The 19,848-nt window shown below is 74.5% G+C and carries 17 protein-coding genes; 8 read left to right on the top strand and 9 right to left on the bottom strand.

All coding sequences use genetic code 11. The features are described from left to right. Positions 1-47: 47 nt before the first annotated feature. A complete protein-coding gene (locus tag ACFQ79_RS16585; RefSeq protein WP_266975514.1) occupies positions 48-575 on the bottom strand; it encodes a gamma carbonic anhydrase family protein in 528 nt (175 codons plus the stop codon). Between the two features lie 131 nt (positions 576-706). Here ACFQ79_RS16585 and ACFQ79_RS16580 point away from each other — a divergent pair, with 131 nt between their 5' ends. Then, on the top strand, positions 707-1,453 hold the full coding sequence (locus tag ACFQ79_RS16580; RefSeq protein WP_383583789.1) for an acyltransferase: 747 nt from the start codon (positions 707-709) through the stop codon (positions 1,451-1,453). A gap of 86 nt (positions 1,454-1,539) precedes the next feature. Here ACFQ79_RS16580 and ACFQ79_RS16575 read toward each other — a convergent pair whose 3' ends face one another. Beyond that, positions 1,540-2,403 carry a DMT family transporter gene (locus ACFQ79_RS16575; RefSeq protein WP_187623627.1) on the bottom strand — a complete coding sequence of 288 codons (864 nt, stop codon included), beginning with the start codon at positions 2,401-2,403 and terminating at the stop codon, positions 1,540-1,542. A 104-nt stretch (positions 2,404-2,507) separates the two neighbouring features. Between ACFQ79_RS16575 and ACFQ79_RS16570 the strand changes: the two genes are divergently transcribed. Both ACFQ79_RS16570 and ACFQ79_RS16565 read left to right on the top strand, forming a co-directional pair. After that, positions 2,508-3,080, top strand: a complete 573-nt coding sequence (locus ACFQ79_RS16570) for a helix-turn-helix domain-containing protein (protein ID WP_187623628.1) — start codon at positions 2,508-2,510, stop codon at positions 3,078-3,080. 85 nt (positions 3,081-3,165) lie between these two features. Beyond that, entirely contained in the window at positions 3,166-3,729 is a 564-nt protein-coding gene (locus ACFQ79_RS16565; RefSeq protein ID WP_383583786.1) for a YbaK/EbsC family protein, read from the top strand. Positions 3,730-3,878: 149 nt separating this feature from the next. On the opposite strand, the gene ACFQ79_RS16560 is transcribed toward ACFQ79_RS16565, so the two are convergent. From ACFQ79_RS16560 to ACFQ79_RS16550, 3 genes are all read right to left on the bottom strand, one after another. Next, positions 3,879-4,319: a CoA-binding protein gene (locus ACFQ79_RS16560; protein WP_383583783.1), complete on the bottom strand. Its 441-nt coding sequence runs from the start codon at positions 4,317-4,319 to the stop codon at positions 3,879-3,881. A gap of 79 nt (positions 4,320-4,398) precedes the next feature. Then, the gene (locus ACFQ79_RS16555; RefSeq protein ID WP_383583780.1) at positions 4,399-5,952 is read right to left on the bottom strand and encodes a carboxylesterase/lipase family protein; all 1,554 of its coding nucleotides are present in this window, start codon (positions 5,950-5,952) and stop codon (positions 4,399-4,401) included. A gap of 31 nt (positions 5,953-5,983) precedes the next feature. Then, a complete protein-coding gene (locus tag ACFQ79_RS16550; RefSeq protein ID WP_383583777.1) occupies positions 5,984-7,483 on the bottom strand; it encodes a long-chain fatty acid--CoA ligase in 1,500 nt (499 codons plus the stop codon). Positions 7,484-7,668: 185 nt separating this feature from the next. Here ACFQ79_RS16550 and ACFQ79_RS16545 point away from each other — a divergent pair, with 185 nt between their 5' ends. The 4 genes from ACFQ79_RS16545 to ACFQ79_RS16530 all read left to right on the top strand — a co-directional run bounded on the left by ACFQ79_RS16545 (position 7,669) and on the right by ACFQ79_RS16530 (position 14,375). Further along, on the top strand, positions 7,669-9,180 hold the full coding sequence (locus tag ACFQ79_RS16545) for a PucR family transcriptional regulator (RefSeq protein WP_383583775.1): 1,512 nt from the start codon (positions 7,669-7,671) through the stop codon (positions 9,178-9,180). A 119-nt stretch (positions 9,181-9,299) separates the two neighbouring features. Beyond that, positions 9,300-9,926, top strand: a complete 627-nt coding sequence (locus ACFQ79_RS16540) for a YigZ family protein (RefSeq protein WP_383583772.1) — start codon at positions 9,300-9,302, stop codon at positions 9,924-9,926. 235 nt (positions 9,927-10,161) lie between these two features. Further along, complete coding sequence (locus ACFQ79_RS16535) at positions 10,162-11,340, top strand: exonuclease SbcCD subunit D (RefSeq protein ID WP_383583770.1); 1,179 nt, start codon at positions 10,162-10,164, stop codon at positions 11,338-11,340. Beyond that, complete coding sequence (locus tag ACFQ79_RS16530) at positions 11,337-14,375, top strand: AAA family ATPase (RefSeq protein ID WP_383583768.1); 3,039 nt, start codon at positions 11,337-11,339, stop codon at positions 14,373-14,375. The genes ACFQ79_RS16535 and ACFQ79_RS16530 overlap by 4 nt, the downstream gene beginning before the upstream one ends. On the opposite strand, the gene ACFQ79_RS16525 is transcribed toward ACFQ79_RS16530, so the two are convergent. The 3 genes from ACFQ79_RS16525 to ACFQ79_RS16515 form a co-directional block, all read right to left on the bottom strand. Further along, the gene (locus tag ACFQ79_RS16525) at positions 14,365-14,814 is read right to left on the bottom strand and encodes an Lrp/AsnC family transcriptional regulator (RefSeq protein ID WP_383583766.1); all 450 of its coding nucleotides are present in this window, start codon (positions 14,812-14,814) and stop codon (positions 14,365-14,367) included. The two genes, ACFQ79_RS16530 and ACFQ79_RS16525, sit on opposite strands and share 11 nt — an antisense overlap. Positions 14,815-14,881: 67 nt before the next feature. Next, a complete protein-coding gene (locus tag ACFQ79_RS16520; RefSeq protein ID WP_383583763.1) occupies positions 14,882-16,585 on the bottom strand; it encodes a DUF885 domain-containing protein in 1,704 nt (567 codons plus the stop codon). 49 nt (positions 16,586-16,634) lie between these two features. Then, positions 16,635-17,132: an Lrp/AsnC family transcriptional regulator gene (locus ACFQ79_RS16515; protein WP_266975487.1), complete on the bottom strand. Its 498-nt coding sequence runs from the start codon at positions 17,130-17,132 to the stop codon at positions 16,635-16,637. Between the two features lie 59 nt (positions 17,133-17,191). Between ACFQ79_RS16515 and ACFQ79_RS16510 the strand changes: the two genes are divergently transcribed. After that, positions 17,192-18,433 carry a trans-sulfuration enzyme family protein gene (locus ACFQ79_RS16510; protein WP_383583760.1) on the top strand — a complete coding sequence of 414 codons (1,242 nt, stop codon included), beginning with the start codon at positions 17,192-17,194 and terminating at the stop codon, positions 18,431-18,433. Here the strand turns inward: ACFQ79_RS16510 and ACFQ79_RS16505 are convergent. Then, positions 18,330-19,784, bottom strand: a complete 1,455-nt coding sequence (locus ACFQ79_RS16505) for a GNAT family N-acetyltransferase (protein WP_383583757.1) — start codon at positions 19,782-19,784, stop codon at positions 18,330-18,332. The genes ACFQ79_RS16510 and ACFQ79_RS16505 overlap by 104 nt on opposite strands. Between the last annotated feature and the right edge of the window lie 64 nt (positions 19,785-19,848).

Here is a 19,848-nt window from a genome sequence, read left to right as displayed (position 1 = left end):
CCCGTCGACGGGTGCCGCCCTCCCTCACGTGCCGGACGACGTGTGACTCACGCTCCGAAGGCCTCCGCGTGGCCCTTGGCGAGGTGCAGGTACATCTCGGCGTTCAGCCGGATGCCCGCCTGCTCCTCCTCGGTCAGCGGACGGCGGACCTTCGCGGGGACGCCCGCGACGAGCGAGCCCGGCGGGATCTCCATCCCCTGCGGGACGAGCGCCTGCGCGGCGATCAGCGAACCGGCACCGATCCGCGCGCCGTTGAGGACGGTCGCGCCCATGCCGACGAGCACGTCGTCCTCGATGACGCAGCCGTGCACGGTCGCGTTGTGGCCGACGGTCACGCGGTCGCCGATCGAGACGGGGAAGCCGGGGTCGACATGGACCGTGCAGTTGTCCTGGATGTTGGAGTCCTCGCCGATCGCGATGGGACCGCAGTCCGCGCGCAGCACCGCGTGGTACCAGATGCTCGCGCGGGCGCCGAGTGTCACCTCGCCGAGCACCACGGAGGTCGGGGCGGTGAAGGCGGTCGGGTCGATCTGCGGCTCCTTGCCGCCCACACCCTTGATCAACGCCTCTGTCATGGTTCGCTCCTGATCGTCAGCCGTCGTGTCACGCCCGGGGGTGCCCCCGGCCGCACCTTATGCCGTGCCCATGACGGACATCACAGCGCACTGCGGTGATCAGGCACGACGGCGCCGACTACGGTGTCCGGGTGCCCAGGAACAGAAACACGTTCTCGTCCCTCGCCGCCTGGCGGCGCCGGATGCTCAACCGCGCCGTGCAGGGCGGCTGGCGCTGGGTGCAGGAGACCGGTTCCGTCACGGCCGAGCACCCCGGGAAGCTGCGTTTCCGCCGGCTCGGCGCGGGCACCCGGCTCGCGTTCCCGCAGGGCACGGTCTTCGGCGAGCGGTGGATCGAGATCGGCGAGTGCTGCATCGTCGCCGAACAGGTCACGCTGACGGCCGGGATGCTGCCCGGCCTGGACCTCGGGACGGAGACGGTGCTGACGCTCGGCGACGGGGTCGTCCTCGGCCGGGGCAGTCATGTGATCGCCGACGCGAAGGTGACCATCGGCTCCGACACGTACTGCGGTCCGTACGTCTACATCACCTCGACCAACCACAGTTACGACGACCCGGACGAGCCGGTCGGCCGTCAGTGGCCCCGCTCGGAGCCCGTCGTGATCGGCCCCGGCTGCTGGCTCGGCACGGGCTCCGTGATCCTGCCCGGCGCGCGCCTCGGCCGGAACGTGGTCGTCGCCGCCGGCGCGGTGGTGCGCGGCGAGGTGCCCGACCACTCGGTGGTCGCGGGCGCCCCGGCCAAGGTCGTCCGCAGCTGGGACGAGGAGAAGGGCTGGCAGCCCCCGCTGCGCACCCCGGCGCCGGTCCCGATCCCCGACCACGTGACCTCCGAACAGCTCGCGGCGCTCGCGGCGTGGGAGGTCGAGCAGGCGCGCTAGGGGGTCCGGCCTGATCGGCAAGCACCCTTGGGCCGGCCCGCCTGGCTTTGTCGGCCCGGCCCGGCCGGTCTGTCGGTCCGGCCCGCCTAGCCCGTCGCGAGCAGGACCGTGCCGACCAGGGCGAGGCCCGCGCCCGCCGCCTGGATCGCGCGGAGGCGTTCCTTGAGGACGCCGTAGGCCGCGAGGGCCGTGACCACCGGGTAGAGGCTGGCGAGGACGGCGGCGACCGTCACCGGGCCCTGCTGGGCGGCGATCGCGTACGTACCGTTCGCGGCGACGTCGGCGAGGCCGACGAACGCGAGGGCCGGGAGGGCCGCGCGGATCACCTGCGGGCCGCCCTCGGGCAGGGCCCTGCCCCCGCGCTTCACCGAGGCGTAGAGGGCTCCGCCGCCCACCAGGACGTTGGTGACGCGCTGGACGAAGAGGGCCAGGAAGAGTCCGGTGACCGTCGTGGAGGCCTCGGCGATCAGCGCCATCACCGAGCCGAAGCCGAAGGCCGCGACCAGGGTGAGCAGGACCGCCTGGCGCTGGACGGGCGCCCCGCGGAGCTCCGGTCCGCCGGCCAGGACCACGCCGAGGATCGCGACGCCGATCCCGGCGAACTGGACGAGCCCCGGCCGGTCGCCGACGAGCAGGCCGACCGAGACGGGGACGACGACACCGAGCGAACCGAGCGGCGAGACCACGCCCATCGGGCCGAGCGCGAGTGCCTTGTAGAAGGCGAGCATGGCGGCGGGGCCGACGACGCCCGCCCCGACCGCGTACCAGAGCTGCGGTCCCGCCTCGGTCCACGCGCCGGTCGCGAGGACGACGGTGCCGAGGACGACGACCGCGAGCAGCTGGGAGACCACGACGACCGTGAGGGCGGGGATCCGGCGCGTCAGGAGCCCGCCGCCGAAGTCGGCGAGGCCCCACAGAAGGCTGGTGGCCAGGGCGAACAGGGCGGTCATGGGTCCTCGCAGTCACGGACGGCAGTACAGTGCAGTGAACAATCGGGTGCACCCCACCGTAGTTCAGTGTATTGAACTCTGTCATCCAAAATATTGGACGGAATGTGTCGGACCTCGATCAGCTCACGCAGTCGCTCGCCCGGAACCTGAAGCGCTGGCGCAAGGAGCGGGGACTCACCCTGGACGCCCTCGCCGCACGGGCCGGTGTCAGCCGCGGCATGATCATCCAGATCGAACAGGCCCGGACGAACCCCAGCGTCGGCACCACCGTGAAGCTCGCCGACGCGCTCGGCGTCTCCATCACGACGCTGCTCGACTACGAGCAGGGCCCCCAGGTCCGGATCGTCCCGCCGGACCAGGCCGTCCGCATGTGGTCCACCTCCACCGGCAGCCACACCACCCTGCTCGTCGGCACCGAGGCCCGTGGCCCCCTGGAGCTGTGGTCCTGGACCCTCATGCCGGGCGACGGCAGCGCCTCCGACCCGCACCCCGACGGGACGATCGAACTCCTCAACGTCACCGCGGGGGTCCTCACCCTGGTCGTCGACGGTGAGGAACACCGCCTGCCGGCCGGCACCTCCGCCGTCTTCGAGGCCAACACCGGGCACGAGTACCGCAACGACGGCGACGAGCCCGCCGAGATGACGATGGCCGTCTCCATCCCGCCCGTACGCTGACCCGCCCGAAGGGCGCGTGCCCGCGGCCGCCCGCACGCTGAGACGAGCCTCCGGCACGCCGGCGTCCGTTGTTAGCGTGAGGCGTATGCGCGCACCCATCGGAAGCTTCGACGACGCCCGGCCCGCCCCCGACCGCCTGGACCTGCTGACCGGCCCCGTCGCCGCCGCCGTCCGGGCCTGGACCGGGCCCGTACCGGCCGATCGGCTGCTGTACGTGGACACCGACCCGGCCATCGCCGACACCGCGGTCTTCGTCGAGCACTACGGACCCGAACTGCTCGACGAGTCCGCGAACTGCGTCGTCGTCGCGGGCAGGCGCGGCGAGACGACCACGCTGGCCGCGTGCGTCGTGAAGTCGGCGACACGGGTCGACGTCAACGGGGTCTTACGCAGGCATCTCGGCGCCCGCAAGGCTTCGTTCGCGCCGATGGACACCGCCACCGGCGCGACCGGCATGGAGTACGGCGGCATCACTCCCGTCGGCCTCCCGGCCGACTGGCCCCTCCTCGTGGACGCCGCCGTCGTGGACACCGAGTGGGTCCTGGTCGGCAGCGGCCGCAGGCGCGGCAAGCTCATCCTGCCGGGCAAGGCCTTCGCCCAACTCCCGGGCGCCGTCGTCCTGGAGGGGCTCGGCGTCCCGGTCGGCTGAGGCCGTCCCCGCGCCTGCGGCCGTCCCGAACCTGAGGCCGTCCCCGCACCTGGGGCCGTCCCGAACCTGCGGCCGTCCCCGCGCCTGCGGCCGTCCCGAACCTGAGGCCGTCCCCGCACCTGGGGCCCCGCGAAGGGCCCCCGAGAGCCTCAGCCCAGGCGCGGGATCTCGATGGCGGGGCAGCGGTCCATGACCATGTCCAGGCCCGCCGCGCGCGTGCGGGCGAAGGCGGACTCGTCGACGACGTCCAGCTGGAACCAGACCGCCTTCGCACCGGCCGCGACCGCCTCGTCGGCGATCCCGCCCGCCTGCTCGCTGTTGACGAAGACATCGACGACATCGACCGGGAACGGGATGTCGGCGAGGGACGCGTACCCCTGCTCGCCGTGGACGGTCTCCGCCTTCGGGTGGACCGGGACGATCCGCTTCCCGAAGCGCTGGAGGACCGCCGCCACGCCGTACGCGGCCCGCCGCGTGTTCGTGGAGAGGCCGACCACCGCCCAGGTGTCGCCGGTGGACGTGAGGATCCGCCGTACCGTCTCCTCCGCGGAGTACCCGGTCGGTTCGGCGGTCGTGTGCTCGACGCTCATCGCGCTCGCTGCCTCTCTTCGGTGTGGCCCTTCAGCCTCGTCAACCGGCCGTCACCTGCCGTGATTCCCGCCAACGGCCTCAGACGTCCCAGGCACGCCGTTCGGCCTCACGCGGGGCCTCGACCAGGGACGGGACGCCCGGGCCGAAGGTCATCACCGGGCGCGCCGGGTCCCACCGGCGCCAGCCCGGGTCGCCCGTCGCCGCGAAGGACACCCAGGCGGCGTGCATCGCCGCCGCCAGGTGGCGGGGCGCGTCCGGGCCCGTGAGGGCGCGCGTCTCCGGCAGGTCGAGCGTGTCGAAGACGAAACCGAGTTCCAGAGCGTGACAGGCGCCCAGATCGAGCACGGGGGAGCGCCAGCCGAACTCGTACAGATACGTTCCTGCGGGCGCCGCCGCCCCCGCGCGACCGGCGGCGCGGAGCCGGGCGTCCGCGAGGGTGTTCAGCGGGATCCTCAGCAGCTTGTCCGTGGCGAGCGCGCCCAGGATCTCGCCCGGCTTCTCCTGCGGACGGCCCGCGCGGTACATCCGGGCCGTCCGGGCCGGCACCTTCGTCCTCCACAGCAGGAGCCGCTGGACCACCGGCCCCACCCGCTCCGTGACCCCGCTCGGCACGAACCACAGCCGGTACTCCTCCGCGGTCGTGCCCATCAGCAGATCCACCTCGGCCGACGCCCCGTCCGCCAGCGCCTCCGCGGGGTCGCGCGGCACCACCTCGCCGTCCACGACGATCTGGAAGGAGTGCCCGCCGGTCAGCGGCGACCCCTTGCCGGTCACCTCCGTCTGCGCGGCGAGCAGCCGATCCCGGTCCACGCGCGCGAAGGCCTCCGCCGTGGCCGGCACCTTCAGCCGGGCCGCCACCGCCTCCGTGGTCCGGCGCGCCCTGTCGAGCGGCTGGGCGATCGGCGCCCCGCTCTGCACCACCGCCCGGCGGAAGAGACCCTTCGCGAGCGGCGAGGCGAGCAACGCGGCGATCGATATCGCACCCGCCGACTCGCCGAAGACGGTCACCCGCTCCGGGTCTCCGCCGAAGGCCGCGATGCTGTCCCGCACCCAGGTCAGCGCCGCGATCTGATCGCGCAGGCCGAGGTTGCCGGGGGCGTCGGGGAAGACCCCGAACCCCTCTATCCCCAGGCGGTAGTTGACCGAGACGAGGACGACCCCGTCCCGGGCGAAGGCGGTGCCGTCGTAGACGGGGACCGCCGAGGAGCCGTGGACGAGCGAACCGCCATGGATCCAGACCATCACCGGGCGGCCGCCCTCAACGGGGCCCCCGCCCTCAACGGGACCCCCGCCCTCACCGGGACCCCCGTCCGTGCCGGCCGTGCCGTCCGTGCCGGCCGGGTCGCTCCACGGGGCCCACACGTTCAGGTTGAGGCAGTCGTCGCCCGCGACGTCGGGGTCGGGGAGCAGGGCGTCGAGCGGTGGGGCGTACGGGCGTTTCGGCGCCGTCGCGCCGAAGGCCGTGGCCTCCCGCACCCCGTGCCAGGGCTCGACCGGCTCCGGCGCCTTGAACCGCAGCGGGCCCACCGGGGCCTTGGCGTACGGCACGCCCAGGAAGGCGGCCACCCCGTCCTTCGCCGAGCCGCGCAGGACTCCGTACCGGGTCAGGACCTCGGGTCCGTGCTCCACCATCGATGCCACCCTTCCTCGGAACGTCGGAGTCTCAGGCCTGCGGCCCGGCCTGCGCCACCAGCGCGCGCTTCAGGACCTTGCCCGTCGGGCCCAGCGGCAGCTCCTCGACGAAGCGCACGATCCGGGGGTACTTGTGGCGGCCGAGCCGCTCCCGCGACCAGTCGACCAGCTCGTCCTCGGAGAGCGGGGCGGCGCCCTCCCGGCGCACCACCACCGCGCAGACCTCCTCGCCCTTCGCGTCGTCGGGGACGCCGATCACCGCGACCTCCGAGACCGCGGGGTGGCGCACGAGCACCTCCTCGACCTCGCGCGGGTAGACGTTGAAGCCGCCGCGGATGACCAGGTCCTTCTTCCGGTCCACGATCCGCAGGAAGCCGTCCTCGTCCCGTACGCCCAGGTCGCCCGTGCGGAACCAGCCGTCCACGACCGCCGCCGCGGTCGCCGCCGGGTCGTCGAGGTAGCCGGCGAAGACGTTGTGCCCGCGCACCACGACCTCTCCGATCGCGCCGTCCGCGAGCAGCAGGATCTCGCCGTCCGCGGCCGCGTCCGCGATGCCCACCTCCACGCCCCAGACCGGGTGCCCGACCGTGCCGGGCCGGCGGCCGATGTGCGGCTGGTTGAAGGTCGCGACCGGGGAGGTCTCCGTCAGGCCGTACCCCTCCAGGACCTGCGTGGAGAAGGTCTCCTCGAAGCGCTCCAGAACGGCGACCGGCAGCGCCGCGCCCCCCGACACGGCGGCGCGCAGCGCCTCCGGCCGTGCCTCGGAACCCGCCGCCGCCTCCACCAGGGCGTGGTACATCGTCGGTACGCCCATGAAGACCGTCACGCCCTCGTCGGCCAGCACCCGCAGCGCGGCCGGGCCGCTGAACCGGGGCATCAGGACGAGCGTCGCGCCCTGTCGGAGCGTCCCGTTCATCGCGCAGGTCTGGCCGTAGCTGTGGAAGAGCGGCAGACAGCCGAGGACCACGTCGCCCGCGCCGAGCCCGAGCAGGTCCTGCGAGGTCACCGAGGCGTTCATGACGATGTTGAGATGGGTGAGCAGGGCCCCCTTCGGGCGGCCGGTCGTGCCGCTCGTGTAGAGGATCACCGCGGTGTCCGAGGGCTCCGCCGGCTCGGCGCCGTCGAGGGGCGGCGCCGTCGAGGGCGCCCCCTGGAAGGCACGTACCCCCGCCGCGCGCGCCGCCTCGTCGGCGACCGCCCACAGCGGCCCGCCGCTGACGATGCCCACTGCGCCGCTGTGCTCCAGGACGTACCGCACCTCGTCGGCGACGAGCAGCGCGTGCACCGGGACCACCGTCGCGCCGGCGGCGAGCGCACCGTAGTACACCCGCAGGAACTCGATCGTGTTCGGCAGGAGAACGGCCAGCCGGTCGCCCGGCTTCACCCCGGCCTCGCGCAGCCCGGCGGCGCAGCGCAGCGCCTCCGTCCACAGTTCGCCGTAGGTGAGCCGGGTCGCCCCCTCGACGACCGCGATCCGGTCGGGGAAGTGGCGGGCGGACTCGCCGAGGACGCCGGCGACGCTCAGTGACATGGCACGCTCCAGATACGCGGAGTCAACAGCTCTGTTGACGATCGGTGTCACGGCACAGAATCCGCCGCGACCCGCCGGGGCGCCATGTGCAGGTGCCCACCATGTGGCCCGCCGAGCTGGGCAGCGGCACCGGCGTACGGCCCGACCCGTGGCATTCGCCAAATCCCGGCGCTACGGTGCGAGCCATGACGCACAGCTCGGCCGCACCCGGAGAGCCCCCGGGGTCGCGCCCCGGCGCAAGCCGCACCACCCCGGGGCGCGCGGGCGGCCCCGGCGCGCCCGCGACGGGCTCCGGTGCCCGGCCCGGTGGGTTCCACGCCTCCCCGACCGGTTCCGGTTCCGGCTCCCCCACGGGCCCGACCGGCTCAGGCGCCCGCCCCGGCGGGTTCCACACGCCGCTGAGCGGATCCGGTGGCTCCGGCGCCCTGCGGCACGCGCTCGCCACGGCGATGCTCGCCGACATCGACCGGCTCACCGACCGCGCGGTCGACGACATCCGCGCCCACTCCGGTACCTACGCCTCAGGCGCGCCGGTCACCCGTGAGGACCTCTGGGAGATCTGCCGCGACAACCTGCTGCGCGCCCTGGAGGACTTCGGCGGGCTCGCCGCGACCGGCGGAGACTTCGAGTGGGCGGCCCGCGAGACCGGCCGCCGCCGCGCCGAACAGGGCGTGCCGCTCGACACCGTGCTCCAGGCCTACCGGCGCGGCGGCCGGGTCCTGTGGCAGGTCATGGCCGAGTACCTGCGGATCAGGGCCGGGCGGGACTCCGACAGCCGGGACGTCGAGCTCGACATGGCGAGCGGTGTCTGGGAGACCATCGACCGCTACTCGGTCGCGATGGCCGACGCGTACCGGATCGCCCAGCTGGAACTCCAGAGCCGCCAGGACACCCGGCGCGTCGCCCTCTTCGAGGCGCTGCTCGACGGGCGCGCGGACGACCCGGCCGTCGCCTCCGCCGCCGCTGCCGCGCTCGGCGTCCCCCCGGTCGACCGGTACGTCGTCGTGGTCGCCGCCCAGGACCCGGCCGCCCCGCCGCACCCCTCGCCGGTCCTGGAGGCCCAGGGCATGTGGTCGTACTGGCGGCCCCGCTCCGGCCGGTACGCCGGGATCGTCCGGCTGCCCCGGCGTGACACGCCCGCCGGGCGGACCGCGGCGGGCGCCCCGCTCGGCGGGACCGACCCGGCCACGCGCGCACTCCTCGCGGCCCTGCGCGAGCGGACCGGGGCGACCGCCGGGGTCTCGCCGGAGTTCGACCGTCTCTCCCAGGCGGGGCGGGCCCTGCGACTCGCCGAGCAGACCCTCCGTACCCTCCCCGCCGGCAGCGGCGAGGTCGGCGTCTTCGACGACCGGCTCGCCCAGGTGCTGCTCAGCGGGCGCACCGACATCGCCGAGCGGATCGTCACCGTCCACCTCGGCCCGGTGCTCGCCACCGGCGGCGAGCGGGCCGCGCTCCTCACCACCCTGCGCGCCTGGCTCGACCACGGCTGCTCGGCCTCACGGGCCGCCGACCAGCTCTACTGCCACCGCAACACCGTCCTCAACCGCATCGGCCGCATCTCCGAGCTCACCGGCCGCTCCAGCGAGTCGGGTGAGGCCCGGCTCGGCTGGGCCCTCGCCCTGCGCGCCCTGCCGTACGCCGGTCTCGCGACCCCGCCCGAACCGGCCGCCGGGGAGCGCGAGCCGGAGGGGATGTAGCGGCGCGCCGCGGGACCGCCGGAGGGGATGTAGCGGGGCGCAGCGACCGCCGGAGGCACGTAGCGGGGGCGCCGCGACCGCCGGAGGGAGGCGGCGGCCACGGAACGTAGGCTGGCCGGATGCAGGAGCAGTACGTCACGTTGGCCCGCGAGGGCGTGCACGAGTCCGAGATCAACCGCTCGCGCTTCCTCTGCGCGCTCGCGCCCGTCGCCGACGAGCGGGAGGCGCAGGAGTTCGTCGCGCGCGTCCGCAAGGAGCACCCGACCGCCAGCCACAACTGCTTCGCGTACGTCCTCGGCGCCGACGCCTCCGTCCAGAAGGCGAGCGACGACGGCGAACCAGGCGGCACGGCCGGTACCCCGATGCTGCAGATGCTCCTGCGCCGCGAGATGCGATACGTGGTCGCCGTCGTCACCCGCTACTACGGCGGCGTGAAGCTGGGCGCGGGCGGGCTCATCCGCGCGTACGGCGGCGTGGTCGGCGAGGCCCTCGACGCGCTCGGCACGGTGACCCGGCGGCGTTTCCGGCTCGTCACCGTCACCGTCGACCACCAGCGCGCGGGCAGACTGGAGAACGACCTGCGGGCGACCGGGCGCGCCGTCCGTGACGTGCGCTACACCGACGCCGTCGCGATCGAGATCGGCCTCCCGGAATCGGACGTCCCCGCCTTCCGCGCCTGGCTCGCGGACGCCACGGCGGGCACGGCCTCCCTCGAACTGGGCGGCGAGGCGTACGGGGACGCGTGAGCCCTGAGGGACGCCTACGGGCAGGGGTGGAGCGTGCCGGAACCCATGGGCGGGCGTGGCGCGCCACGGAGGCCCGCGGACCCGGCCGAACCGTGAGAGGCGGGGCCCGACCCGCGCCCTCCGGCGGCGAAGTCCGTACGGCCCCGACCACACCCCCCGGCGGGATAGCGTGGTGGGCGCACACGTACGGGAACCAGCGGCGAGGAGCGGCGCACATGCGGGGTGGGACGGCATCGTGAGGCTCCTGCACACCTCGGACTGGCATCTCGGCCGGTCCTTCCACCGGGTCGGTCTCCTCGACGCCCAGGCCGCCTTCCTCGACCACCTCGTGGCCACCGTCCACGCCCACGAGGTCGACGCCGTCCTCGTCGCCGGTGACGTCTACGACCGGGCCGTGCCCCCGCTGCCCGCCGTCGAGCTGTTCGACACCGCACTGCACCGCCTCGCCGAGGCCGGCGTGCCCACGGTGATGATCTCCGGCAACCACGACTCGGCCCGCCGCCTGGGCGTCGGCTCCGGACTCATGGAGCGCGCCGGTATCCATCTCCGTACCGACCCGGCCGGCATCGGCACCCCCGTCGTCCTCACCGACGCCCACGGAGACGTCGCCCTCTACGGTCTGCCCTACCTCGAACCGGCCCTCGTCCGGGAACGGCTCGGCGCGGAGAAGGCCGGGCACGAGGCCGTGCTGGCCGCCGCCATGGACCGGGTCCGCGCCGACCTCGCCGACCGGCCCGCGGGCACGCGGTCCGTCGTCCTCGCCCACGCCTTCGTCGCGGGCGGCGCGCCCAGCGACAGCGAGCGGGACATCACCGTCGGCGGCGTCGCGGCCGTCCCCACCGGGGTCTTCGACGGGGTCGACTACGTCGCCCTCGGCCATCTCCACGGCAGCCAGACCGTCACCCCGCGCGTCCGCTACTCCGGCTCCCCCCTCGCGTACTCCTTCTCCGAGGCCGACCACCGCAAGACCATGTGGCTCGTCGACCTGGGCCCGGGCACCCCCGACGGGGCGATCACCGGTGCCGAGCGGCTCGACTGCCCCGTCCCGCGCCCCCTGGCCCGGCTCAGGGGACGGCTCGACGACCTCCTCGCCGACCCCGCGCACACCCGCCACGAGCAGTCCTGGATCGAGGCCACGCTCACCGACCCGGTGCGCCCCGCAGAGCCGATGGCCCGGCTCACCGCGCGCTTCCCGCACACCCTGAACCTGGTCTTCGACCCCGAGCGGACGGGCGACGACCCCGGCGCCTCCTACGCCCAGCGGCTCAGGGACCGCACCGACCAGCAGATCGCGGAGGACTTCGTGGCCCATGTGCGCGGCGGCTCGGCCCTCGACGGCGCCGAACGGACGGTCCTCTACGGAGCCTTCGACGACGTACGGGTCGACACGGCCGAGCGCGAGGTGGGCCGGTGAGGCTGCACCGTCTGGAGATCACCGCGTTCGGCCCCTTCGGCGGCACGCAGACCGTCGACTTCGACGCCCTCTCCGCCGCCGGGCTCTTCCTCCTCCACGGACCGACCGGCGCCGGCAAGACCTCCGTCCTCGACGCCGTCTGCTTCGCCCTCTACGGGAGCGTGCCCGGCGTCCGGCAGACCCCCGGCGCGACGCTGCGCAGCGACCACGCCCCCGTCGGCACCTCCACCGAGGTCGTCCTCGAACTGACCGTGGGGGAGCGGCGCCTGGAGATCACCCGGCGCCCGGCCCAGCAGCGCCCCAAGAAGCGCGGCGGCGGCTTCACCACCGAGAAGGCCCAGACCTGGCTGCGCGAGTACGACCCCGCCACGCGCGCGTGGAACGGCCTCAGCCGCTCCCACCAGGAGATAGGGGAGGAGATCACCCAGCTCGTCGGCATGAGCCGCGAGCAGTTCTGCCAGGTCGTGCTCCTCCCGCAGGGCGACTTCGCCCGCTTCCTGCGCGCCGACGCCGAGGCCCGCGGCAAGCTCCTCGGCCGGCTCTTCGACACCCGCCGCTTCGCCGCCGTGGAGGAGCGCCTCGCCGAACTGCGGCGCGCCGCACAGCAGCAGGTCGAGGAGGGCGACGAGCGGCTCCTCGCCCTCGCCCACCGGATGGGCCAGGCAGCCGGGGGCCTCGCGGTGGCCCGGACCGCCGTCGAAGGACGGCCCGGCGACCCCGGTGTCGCCGACGCCGTCCTCGGCTGGGCCGCCGTCGCCCGCACGGAGGCCCGCGAGGCACTCGACATCGCGCGCGTACGGCTCGACGCGGCCGAGGCGCGGCAGGGCGCGGCGCGCGCCGCGCTCGACGCCGAGAACGACCTGGCCGCCCGACAGGCCCGACACGCCGACGCGCTGCTCCGCCGGGAGCGGCTCACCGCGCACACCCCCGAGCGGGACCGCCTCCAGGCCGCCCTCGACCGCAGCCTGAAGGCGGACCGGGTGGCCCCCGCGCTCGGACTGCGCCAGGACGCCGAGCGCGAGCACGCCACCGCGCACGCCGCCCGCGCGCGCTCCCGCGCCCAGCTGCCCCCCGCCCTCGCCGACGCCGGGGCCGAGCAGCTCTCCGCCCGCGAACACCGCCTGCGCGAGGAGCTCGGCGGCCTGGAGGCCGCCCGCCGCGCCGAGCGCCGTGCCGCAGCGCTCGCCGACGAACGCGCCGCGCTCGCGCGTGAGGCACGCGCCGACGACGACGTCCTCCGAGACACCGCCGACTGGCTCGCCGGCTGGGAGCCGCGCCGTACCGCGCTCAGCGAGCGAGTCGAGGCCGCCCGCGACGCCGCGGCCCGTGCCGAGCACCTCGCCGGCCGCCTCGAACCCGCCCGCCGCCGCCGTGACGCGGCCCGCCGCCGTGACGCCCTCGCCGAGGACACCCGGGCGGCCGAGGCGCGCCTCGCGGACGCCCGCGAGCGCCGCAACACCGCCCACGAGACCTGGCTGGACGTCAAGTCCCGCCGTCTGGAGGGCATCGCCGCCGAACTCGCGGTCACCCTCGCCCCGGGCGACCCCTGCCAGGTCTGCGGCTCCACCGCCCACCCGGCCCCCGCCCGCACCACAGCCGACCACGTCGACCGCGCCACCGAGGACGCCGCCTACGCCGCCTACACCGGCGCCGAGGAGACCCGTACGGCCGCCGAGCGCGCGCTCGCCGTCACCCACGAGTCCTGGTCCACGGCCCGCGCGGAGGTGCAGGCGGGCGCCCCGGCCGGGGCGCCCGAACCCACCGTCGGCGAACTCGCCCTTGAGGTCGATGAGTTGACCGGGCTCCACGCCGAGGCGCACGCACTCGCCGGGCAGACCCACAGCGCGCGGGAGACGCTCGCCCGGGCCGAGCGCGAGTACGAGGAGCGGGTCGCGGCGCAGCGGGAGGCCGAGCGGCGGGTTGCCGCGCGGACCTCGCGGCGCGAGGCCCTGGACCGCGAGCAGCTCGCCCTCGACGAGGAACTCACCCGGGGACGCGGTGCGTTCGCCACCGTGGCCGAACACGCCACCCGCCTGGAGCGGCGGATCGCCCTCCTGGTCGACGCCACCGGCACCGTACGGGCCGCCGAACTCGCCGCCCAGCGGCTCAAGGAGGCCGACGACCGTCTCGCCGACGCGGCCTACCGCGCGGGTTTCGCCACGCCGGCCGAGGCCGCCGCCGCGCTCCTGCGCGAGGGCGAGCGCCGCGATCACCAGCAGCGCGTGGACGCCTGGCAGGCCGAGGCCGCGGCCGTCGCGGACCGGCTCGCCGAGCCCGGCACCGCGGCCGCCGCCGCGCTTGCGCCGGCCGACCCCGCGGCGGCCGGCTCCGCCCACACCGCGGCCGAACGCGCGCTCCGCGAGGCCGACTCGGTCCTGGCCGCCGCCCGCGAACGCGCCACCGGCCTGGCCGGCCTCTCCCGGCAGGCCCTCACCGAGGTCCGCCGCCTCGGGCCGCTCCGCGAGGAGTACGACCGGGTGGCCCGCCTCGCCGCCCTCACCGCCGGGACCTCGGCCGAGAACGAGCGCCGGATGCGCCTGGAGTCGTACGTCCTGGCCGCCCGCCTCGAACAGGTCGCGGCCGCCGCGACCGCCCGGCTCCAGCGGATGTCCTCGGGCCGCTACACCCTGGTCCACTCCGACGCGCGCTCCGGCGGCAAGCGGGCCGGCCTCGGCCTGCACGTCGTCGACGCCTGGACCGGCAACGAGCGCGACACCGCCACGCTCTCCGGCGGCGAGACCTTCTTCGCCTCGCTCGCCCTCGCCCTCGGCCTCGCGGACGTCGTCACGGACGAGGCGGGCGGCGTACGGCTCGACACCCTCTTCATCGACGAGGGCTTCGGCAGCCTCGACGAGCAGACGCTCGACGAGGTCCTCGACGTCCTCGACTCGCTGCGCGAGCGGGACCGCAGCGTCGGCATCGTCAGCCACGTCGGCGACCTGCGCCGCCGGATCCCGGCCCAACTGGAGGTCGTCAAGGCGCGGAACGGCTCGGCCGTACGGCTCCGCACCGGCGGGGACGCGCTCAGCGGCTGAGTGAACGCCTCGGCAGGGGCGAGGAGTAGACCACGCTCGTGGTCACCGAGCCCAGGGTGGCGATCTTCCCGGAGATCTCCTCCAGGTGCCGCATGGACCGCGCGGCGACCTTGAGGACGAAGCAGTCGTCGCCGGTCACGTGGTGCGCCTCCAGGACCTCCGGCGTGGTGTCGAGCAGATCGTGGAACGGCTTGTAGTTGCCGTGCGGGTAGCGGAGCCGTACGAACGCCAGGATCGGCAGCCCGAGCCGGTCCTGGTCGACGATCGCCGTGTACCCGGAGATCACCCCGGCCTCCTCCAGGCGCCGCACCCGCTCGGTCACCGCGGACGGAGACATCGACACCGTACGGGCGAGCTCGGCGAAGCTGGCGCGGCCCTCGGACTGGAGGGCTTCGAGAATGCGCCAGTCGGTGGCGTCGGGGGTGTACTCGGAGGTCATGTACGAGAGATAGCAGGGGATTCCCCGGCCGATCAAGCGATCGGCCGGGGATCTCAGTGCTCGGTCGTCACAGCCGCGAGAGCTCGTCGACCAGGTCGTCGAGGCCCAGCGGGCCCTGCGAGAGGGCCGCCATGTGCCAGGCCTTCGCGTCGAACGCGTCGCCGTGCGCCGCCCGCGCGTTGGCGCGGCCGAGCAGCCAGGCGCGCTCGCCCAGCTTGTAGCCGATGGCCTGGCCCGGCATCGACAGATAGCGGGTCAGCTCGCTCTCCACGAAGGACGGCGGGCGGCTGCTGTGCCGCTGGAAGAACTCCTGGGCCAGGTCGGGCGTCCACCGCTCACCCGGGTGGAACGGCGATTCCGCCGGGATCTCCAGACCCAGGTGCATGCCGATGTCCACGATCACCCGGCACGCGCGCATCATCTGCCCGTCGAGATAGCCGAGGCGCCGCTCCGCGTCGGGCAGGAAGCCGAGTTCGTCCATCAGGCGCTCGGCGTAGAGCGCCCAGCCCTCGCAGTTGGCGCTGACCTTGCCGATGGTCGCCTGGTAGCGGGAGAGGCGGTCGGCCACGTGCACCCACTGGGCGAGCTGGAGGTGATGGCCGGGCACGCCCTCGTGGTACCAGGTCGACACCAGGTCGTACACCGGGAAGCGCGTCGTGCCGTCCACAGGGAGCCAGGTGCGGCCGGGCCGGGAGAAGTCCTCGGACGGGCCGGTGTAGTACGGCGCGGCGGCGCCGCCCGCGGGGGCGATGCGGGATTCCACCCGCCGTACCCGGTCGGCGAGTTCGAAGTGGGTGCCGTCGAGCGCCTCGATCGCCTCGTCCATGAGCCGCTGGAGCCAGACCCGGACCTCGTCGACCCCCTCGACATGGGTGCCGTGCTCGTCGAGGTGGGCGAGCGCCTCCCAGGGGCCGGCGCCCGGCAGGATCCGCTCGGCCTCGGTCCGCATCTCGTCGAGCAGCCGGTGGTACTCGGTCCAGCCGTACGCGTACGCCTGGTCGAGGTCCAGGTCGGTGCCGTTGAAGTAGCGGGTCCAGCGCTGGTAGCGCTCGCGGCCGACGGTGTTCGGCGCGTCGGCGACGGCCGGGGCGTAGACGTCCCGCATCCAGTCGCGCAGGGCCGTGACGGCCTCGGTGGCGCCCCGGCCCGCCTTCGCGAGCCCGGCCCGCAGATCCTCGGGCAGGGTGTCGGGGGCCGCGGCGGCGAACTCCTCGAACCAGCCCGGCCTCCCGCTCTCCGCGCCCGCCCACTCGGTGAGCTGCTCGACGAAGGTGGCGGTGGGGCGCGGCCCGCCCAGGAGCTTGCGCTCGAGACCGAGCGCGAGCGCGGAACGGTAGCCCTCGAGCGCGGCCGGGACCGCGCGCAGCCGGGCGGCGACCGCGGCCCAGTCCTCCTCGGTCTCCGTCGGCATCACGGTGAAGACGATGCGGACGCTGTGCGCGGGCGACCGCATGTTGCTGACCGTGCAGAGACCCTCCTCGGCCTCGAACATGGCGAGTTCCGCCGTCAGGCGCTCCCGCAGCAGACGGGCACACCGCTGCTCCGCCTCGCTGTCCGCACCCGGGACGCGCTCCGCGGCGTCGAGCCGGGCGAGCGTGCGGTGGGCGAGGTCGGCCACGGCCCGCTGGCCGGCCGGCGAGAAGTCGGGCAGCAGTCCGGCGCTCTCCTTGACTCCCAGGTACGTACCGGTGATCGGGTCGAGGGCGATGAGTGCGTCGACGTGTTCGTCGGCGACCTGGCGGGGCAGCGGGCTGCTGGAAGTCTCTGGCATGGGGGTCATCCTGGCGTCTCCGGCGGGCCCGCGTCACCCTCGTCGAGGGTCAGTCGGCTGACATGGAGGGGCTCGAAACGGGCGGCAGAAGCGGGCCGCACTCCCACTCCTGGAAGATCAGCCGCGTCTCGACGCGGGCCACCTCGCGACGTGACGTGAACTCGTCGAGAACGAGTCGTTGCAGGTCGGCGGGGTCCGCTACGGCCACGTGCACCAGGTAGTCGTCGGGTCCCGTCAGATGGAACAGCGCCCGGGACTCCGGCAGGGCCCTGATCCGGTCGACGAACGGACCGATCAGTTCCCGCCGGTGCGGCCGGACCTGGACGAGAAGGAGCGCTTCAAGCCCTCGGCCGAGTTTGGCCGGATCCAGTCGTAGCTGGTGTCCGAGGATCACGCCCGTGCGGCGCAGACGCGCCACCCGGTCCAGGCAGGTGGACGGTGCCACTCCGACCTCGGCGGCAAGTTCGCGGTAGGTGGTCCGGGCGTCGTTCTGCAGGAGGCGAAGAATGTGCAGATCGACCGCGTCCAGTACGACAGAATCGGCCATCTGGCGAACGTAGCACGGCGATTTCCCGCTACTTCCCGGTATCCGTTCACAGTGCCGCCATGGACGCCATGGACTACGGCCCCTCGGACACCCCGAGAGCCCTCGCCACCGAAGCCGTGCACGCCGGCCGCGAAGACCTCGCCTCGCTCGGTCTGCACGCCCCGCCGATCGACCTGTCCACCACCTACCCCTCGCGCGACGCCCGGGCCGAGGCCGCCCGGATCGACGAGTTCGCCACCACCGGCGCCCGGCTCGACGGGCCGCCGGTCTACGCCCGGCTCGACAACCCCACGGTCGCCCGCTTCGAGGACGCCCTCGCCCGCCTGGAGGGCACCGAGGCCGCCGTCGCGTTCGCCAGCGGCATGGCGGCCCTGACCGCCGTCCTCCTCGCCCGGGCGAGCCAGGGCCTGCGCCATGTCGTCGCGGTCCGTCCGCTGTACGGCTGCAGCGACCACCTGCTCGACGCCGGTCTGCTCGGCACCGAGGTGACCTGGACCGACCCGGCGGGCGTGGCGGACGTGATACGGCCCGACACCGGCCTGGTCATGGTGGAGTCGCCCGCCAACCCGACCCTCGCCGAGGCGGACATCCGCGCCCTCGCCCACTCCTGCGGCTCCGTGCCGCTCCTGGTCGACAACACCTTCGCCACGCCCGTGCTCCAGCGCCCGGTCGAGCAGGGCGCCCGCATCGTGCTGCACAGCGCGACCAAGTACCTCGGTGGCCACGGTGACGTCATGGGCGGCGTCGTCGCCTGCGACGAGGAGTTCGCCCGCACCCTCCGCCAGGTCCGCTTCGCCACCGGCGGAGTGCTGCACCCGCTCGCCGGCTACCTGCTGCTGCGCGGTCTCTCCACCCTGCCGGTACGGGTGCGGGCCGCCTCCGGCACGGCGGCGGAGCTCGTACGGCGCCTCACCACCGACCCCCGGATCGCGCAGGTCCACTACCCGCGGATCGGCGGCGCCATGATCGCCTTCGAGGTGTACGGCGACCCGCACGACGTCATCGCCGGCGTCCGGCTCATCACCCCCGCCGTCAGCCTCGGCAGCGTCGACACCCTCATCCAGCACCCGGCCTCCATCAGCCACCGCATCGTGGCCGAGGGCGACCGGCGCTCGGCGGGCGTCAGCGACCGCCTGCTGCGGATGTCCGTCGGTCTCGAGGACGTCGAGGACCTCTGGCGGGATCTGACCTGGGCGCTCAGCGCTCCGCCCGCCGCACCCCTTCGTGCGGCTGCTCCTGCTGCGTCTCACGGTGCTGCGGCCGGGCGGCCGGTCGCGGTGCCGAGGCCAGCCGGGCTGTGATCACCAGGGTGCCCTCCTCGATCTGGTAGTCGAGGGGGAGGTTGAGCGCCCGCATCGCGGCCACCATTCCGGTGTTGGACGACTGCGTCACCGCGTACACGCTCGCGCAGCCGGCCTCCTCGGCCATCGCCACCAGCCTGCCGAGGAGCTCGGAGCCGATGCCGCGCCGCTGCCAGTCGTCCTCCACCATCAGCGCCACCTCGGTCTCGTCGCCGTCCCAGAGCAGATGCCCGAGGGCGACGAGCCGGCCGGAGGCCGTCTGGACGGCGAGGGTGCGCCCGAAGCGGGGGCTGAGCAGATGGTCGAGGTAGCGGTCGGCGTCGCCGACGGGCCCGTGGTAGCGCAGGCCGAGGGTCCGCGCCGAGCAGCGGTCGTGCATGGCGCGCGCGGCGGGCAGGTCGCGCTGGTCGGCGCGGCGGACGGTGATCTCGTTGCCCTCGGGGAGGGTCAGTACGTCCTGGCTGCGCGGGACGCGGGGGCCGAGCCGGGCGTCGAGCTCCACGAGGGCGCGGGCCCGGGCGAACTCGGTCGGGGTGAAGGGGAGGTAGGGCCGCTCCACGATGAGCGTGCCGCCGTTCGGGTCGCGCAGCCGCATCACGGTCTCCTCCAGGACGCCCTCGACCGGGGCGTGTTCGCCGGTGGGACGGCCCGTGAGGGAGACGGCGGGTACGGAGTGGAGGGTGCAGCGGCCCAGGAGCTGGCGCAGTGCGAGCGGCAGCTCGGCCGCGTCGAGCGCCGTACGGGTGGCCAGGCCGAGGACCCGGGTCGGGGTGTCCACCAGGTCGTGGGCGTCGGCCCGCTCGGTCCAGGTGTCGCGGCCGCCGGCCGCCGCCGTCTCGCGGGCCAGGGCCTGGGCGGAGAGATCGGCGGGGGCCCGCAGCAGGAACTCGTCGACCGTGCCGTCGGCGAGCGGATGCGTCTGGAGGGTGAGGATGTCCACGCCCAGCCGGGCGAGGACCGTGCACAGCGCGGCGAGGCTGCCGGGTGTGTCCGCGACGGTGGTCCGCATCCGCCACAGCGCGGTCTCGACGGACCCCACGGGCCCCGTCTCCCCCCGCTCCTCCTCCGGGTTCACCGGGTCGGCCACGGGGGAGTGCCCGCCGGTGTGTGCGGCGGGCGGGGCATGGCTCGCATGACTGCGCCTCCGCGCCCACCAGGTGTGGAAGGAGGCGGTGGCGACCAGCGCGATCGCCGAGAAGACCAGGAGGTAGGGGCCGTCGGGCCCCTTGGCGATGGTCTTGGCGATCGTGTCGGCCACCACCACCGCGGTGAACAGGGCGGCCAGCTCGATCAGGTCGTGCCGCCAGTGGTGCGGACGGCGGGCGCTCTTCGAAGACGTCACATCGGTCATGACCTCACTGTGACCCAGTGGTGTTGCGTGATCACGAACGCTTTGTGACTGACGGGTTAAGCGC

The organism is Streptomyces sp. NPDC056480, from assembly GCF_042795405.1.
GTDB lineage: Bacteria > Actinomycetota > Actinomycetes > Streptomycetales > Streptomycetaceae > Streptomyces.
The sequence above is the reverse complement of the archived record's forward strand: the minus strand, read 5'-3'. Positions and strand labels throughout refer to the sequence as shown.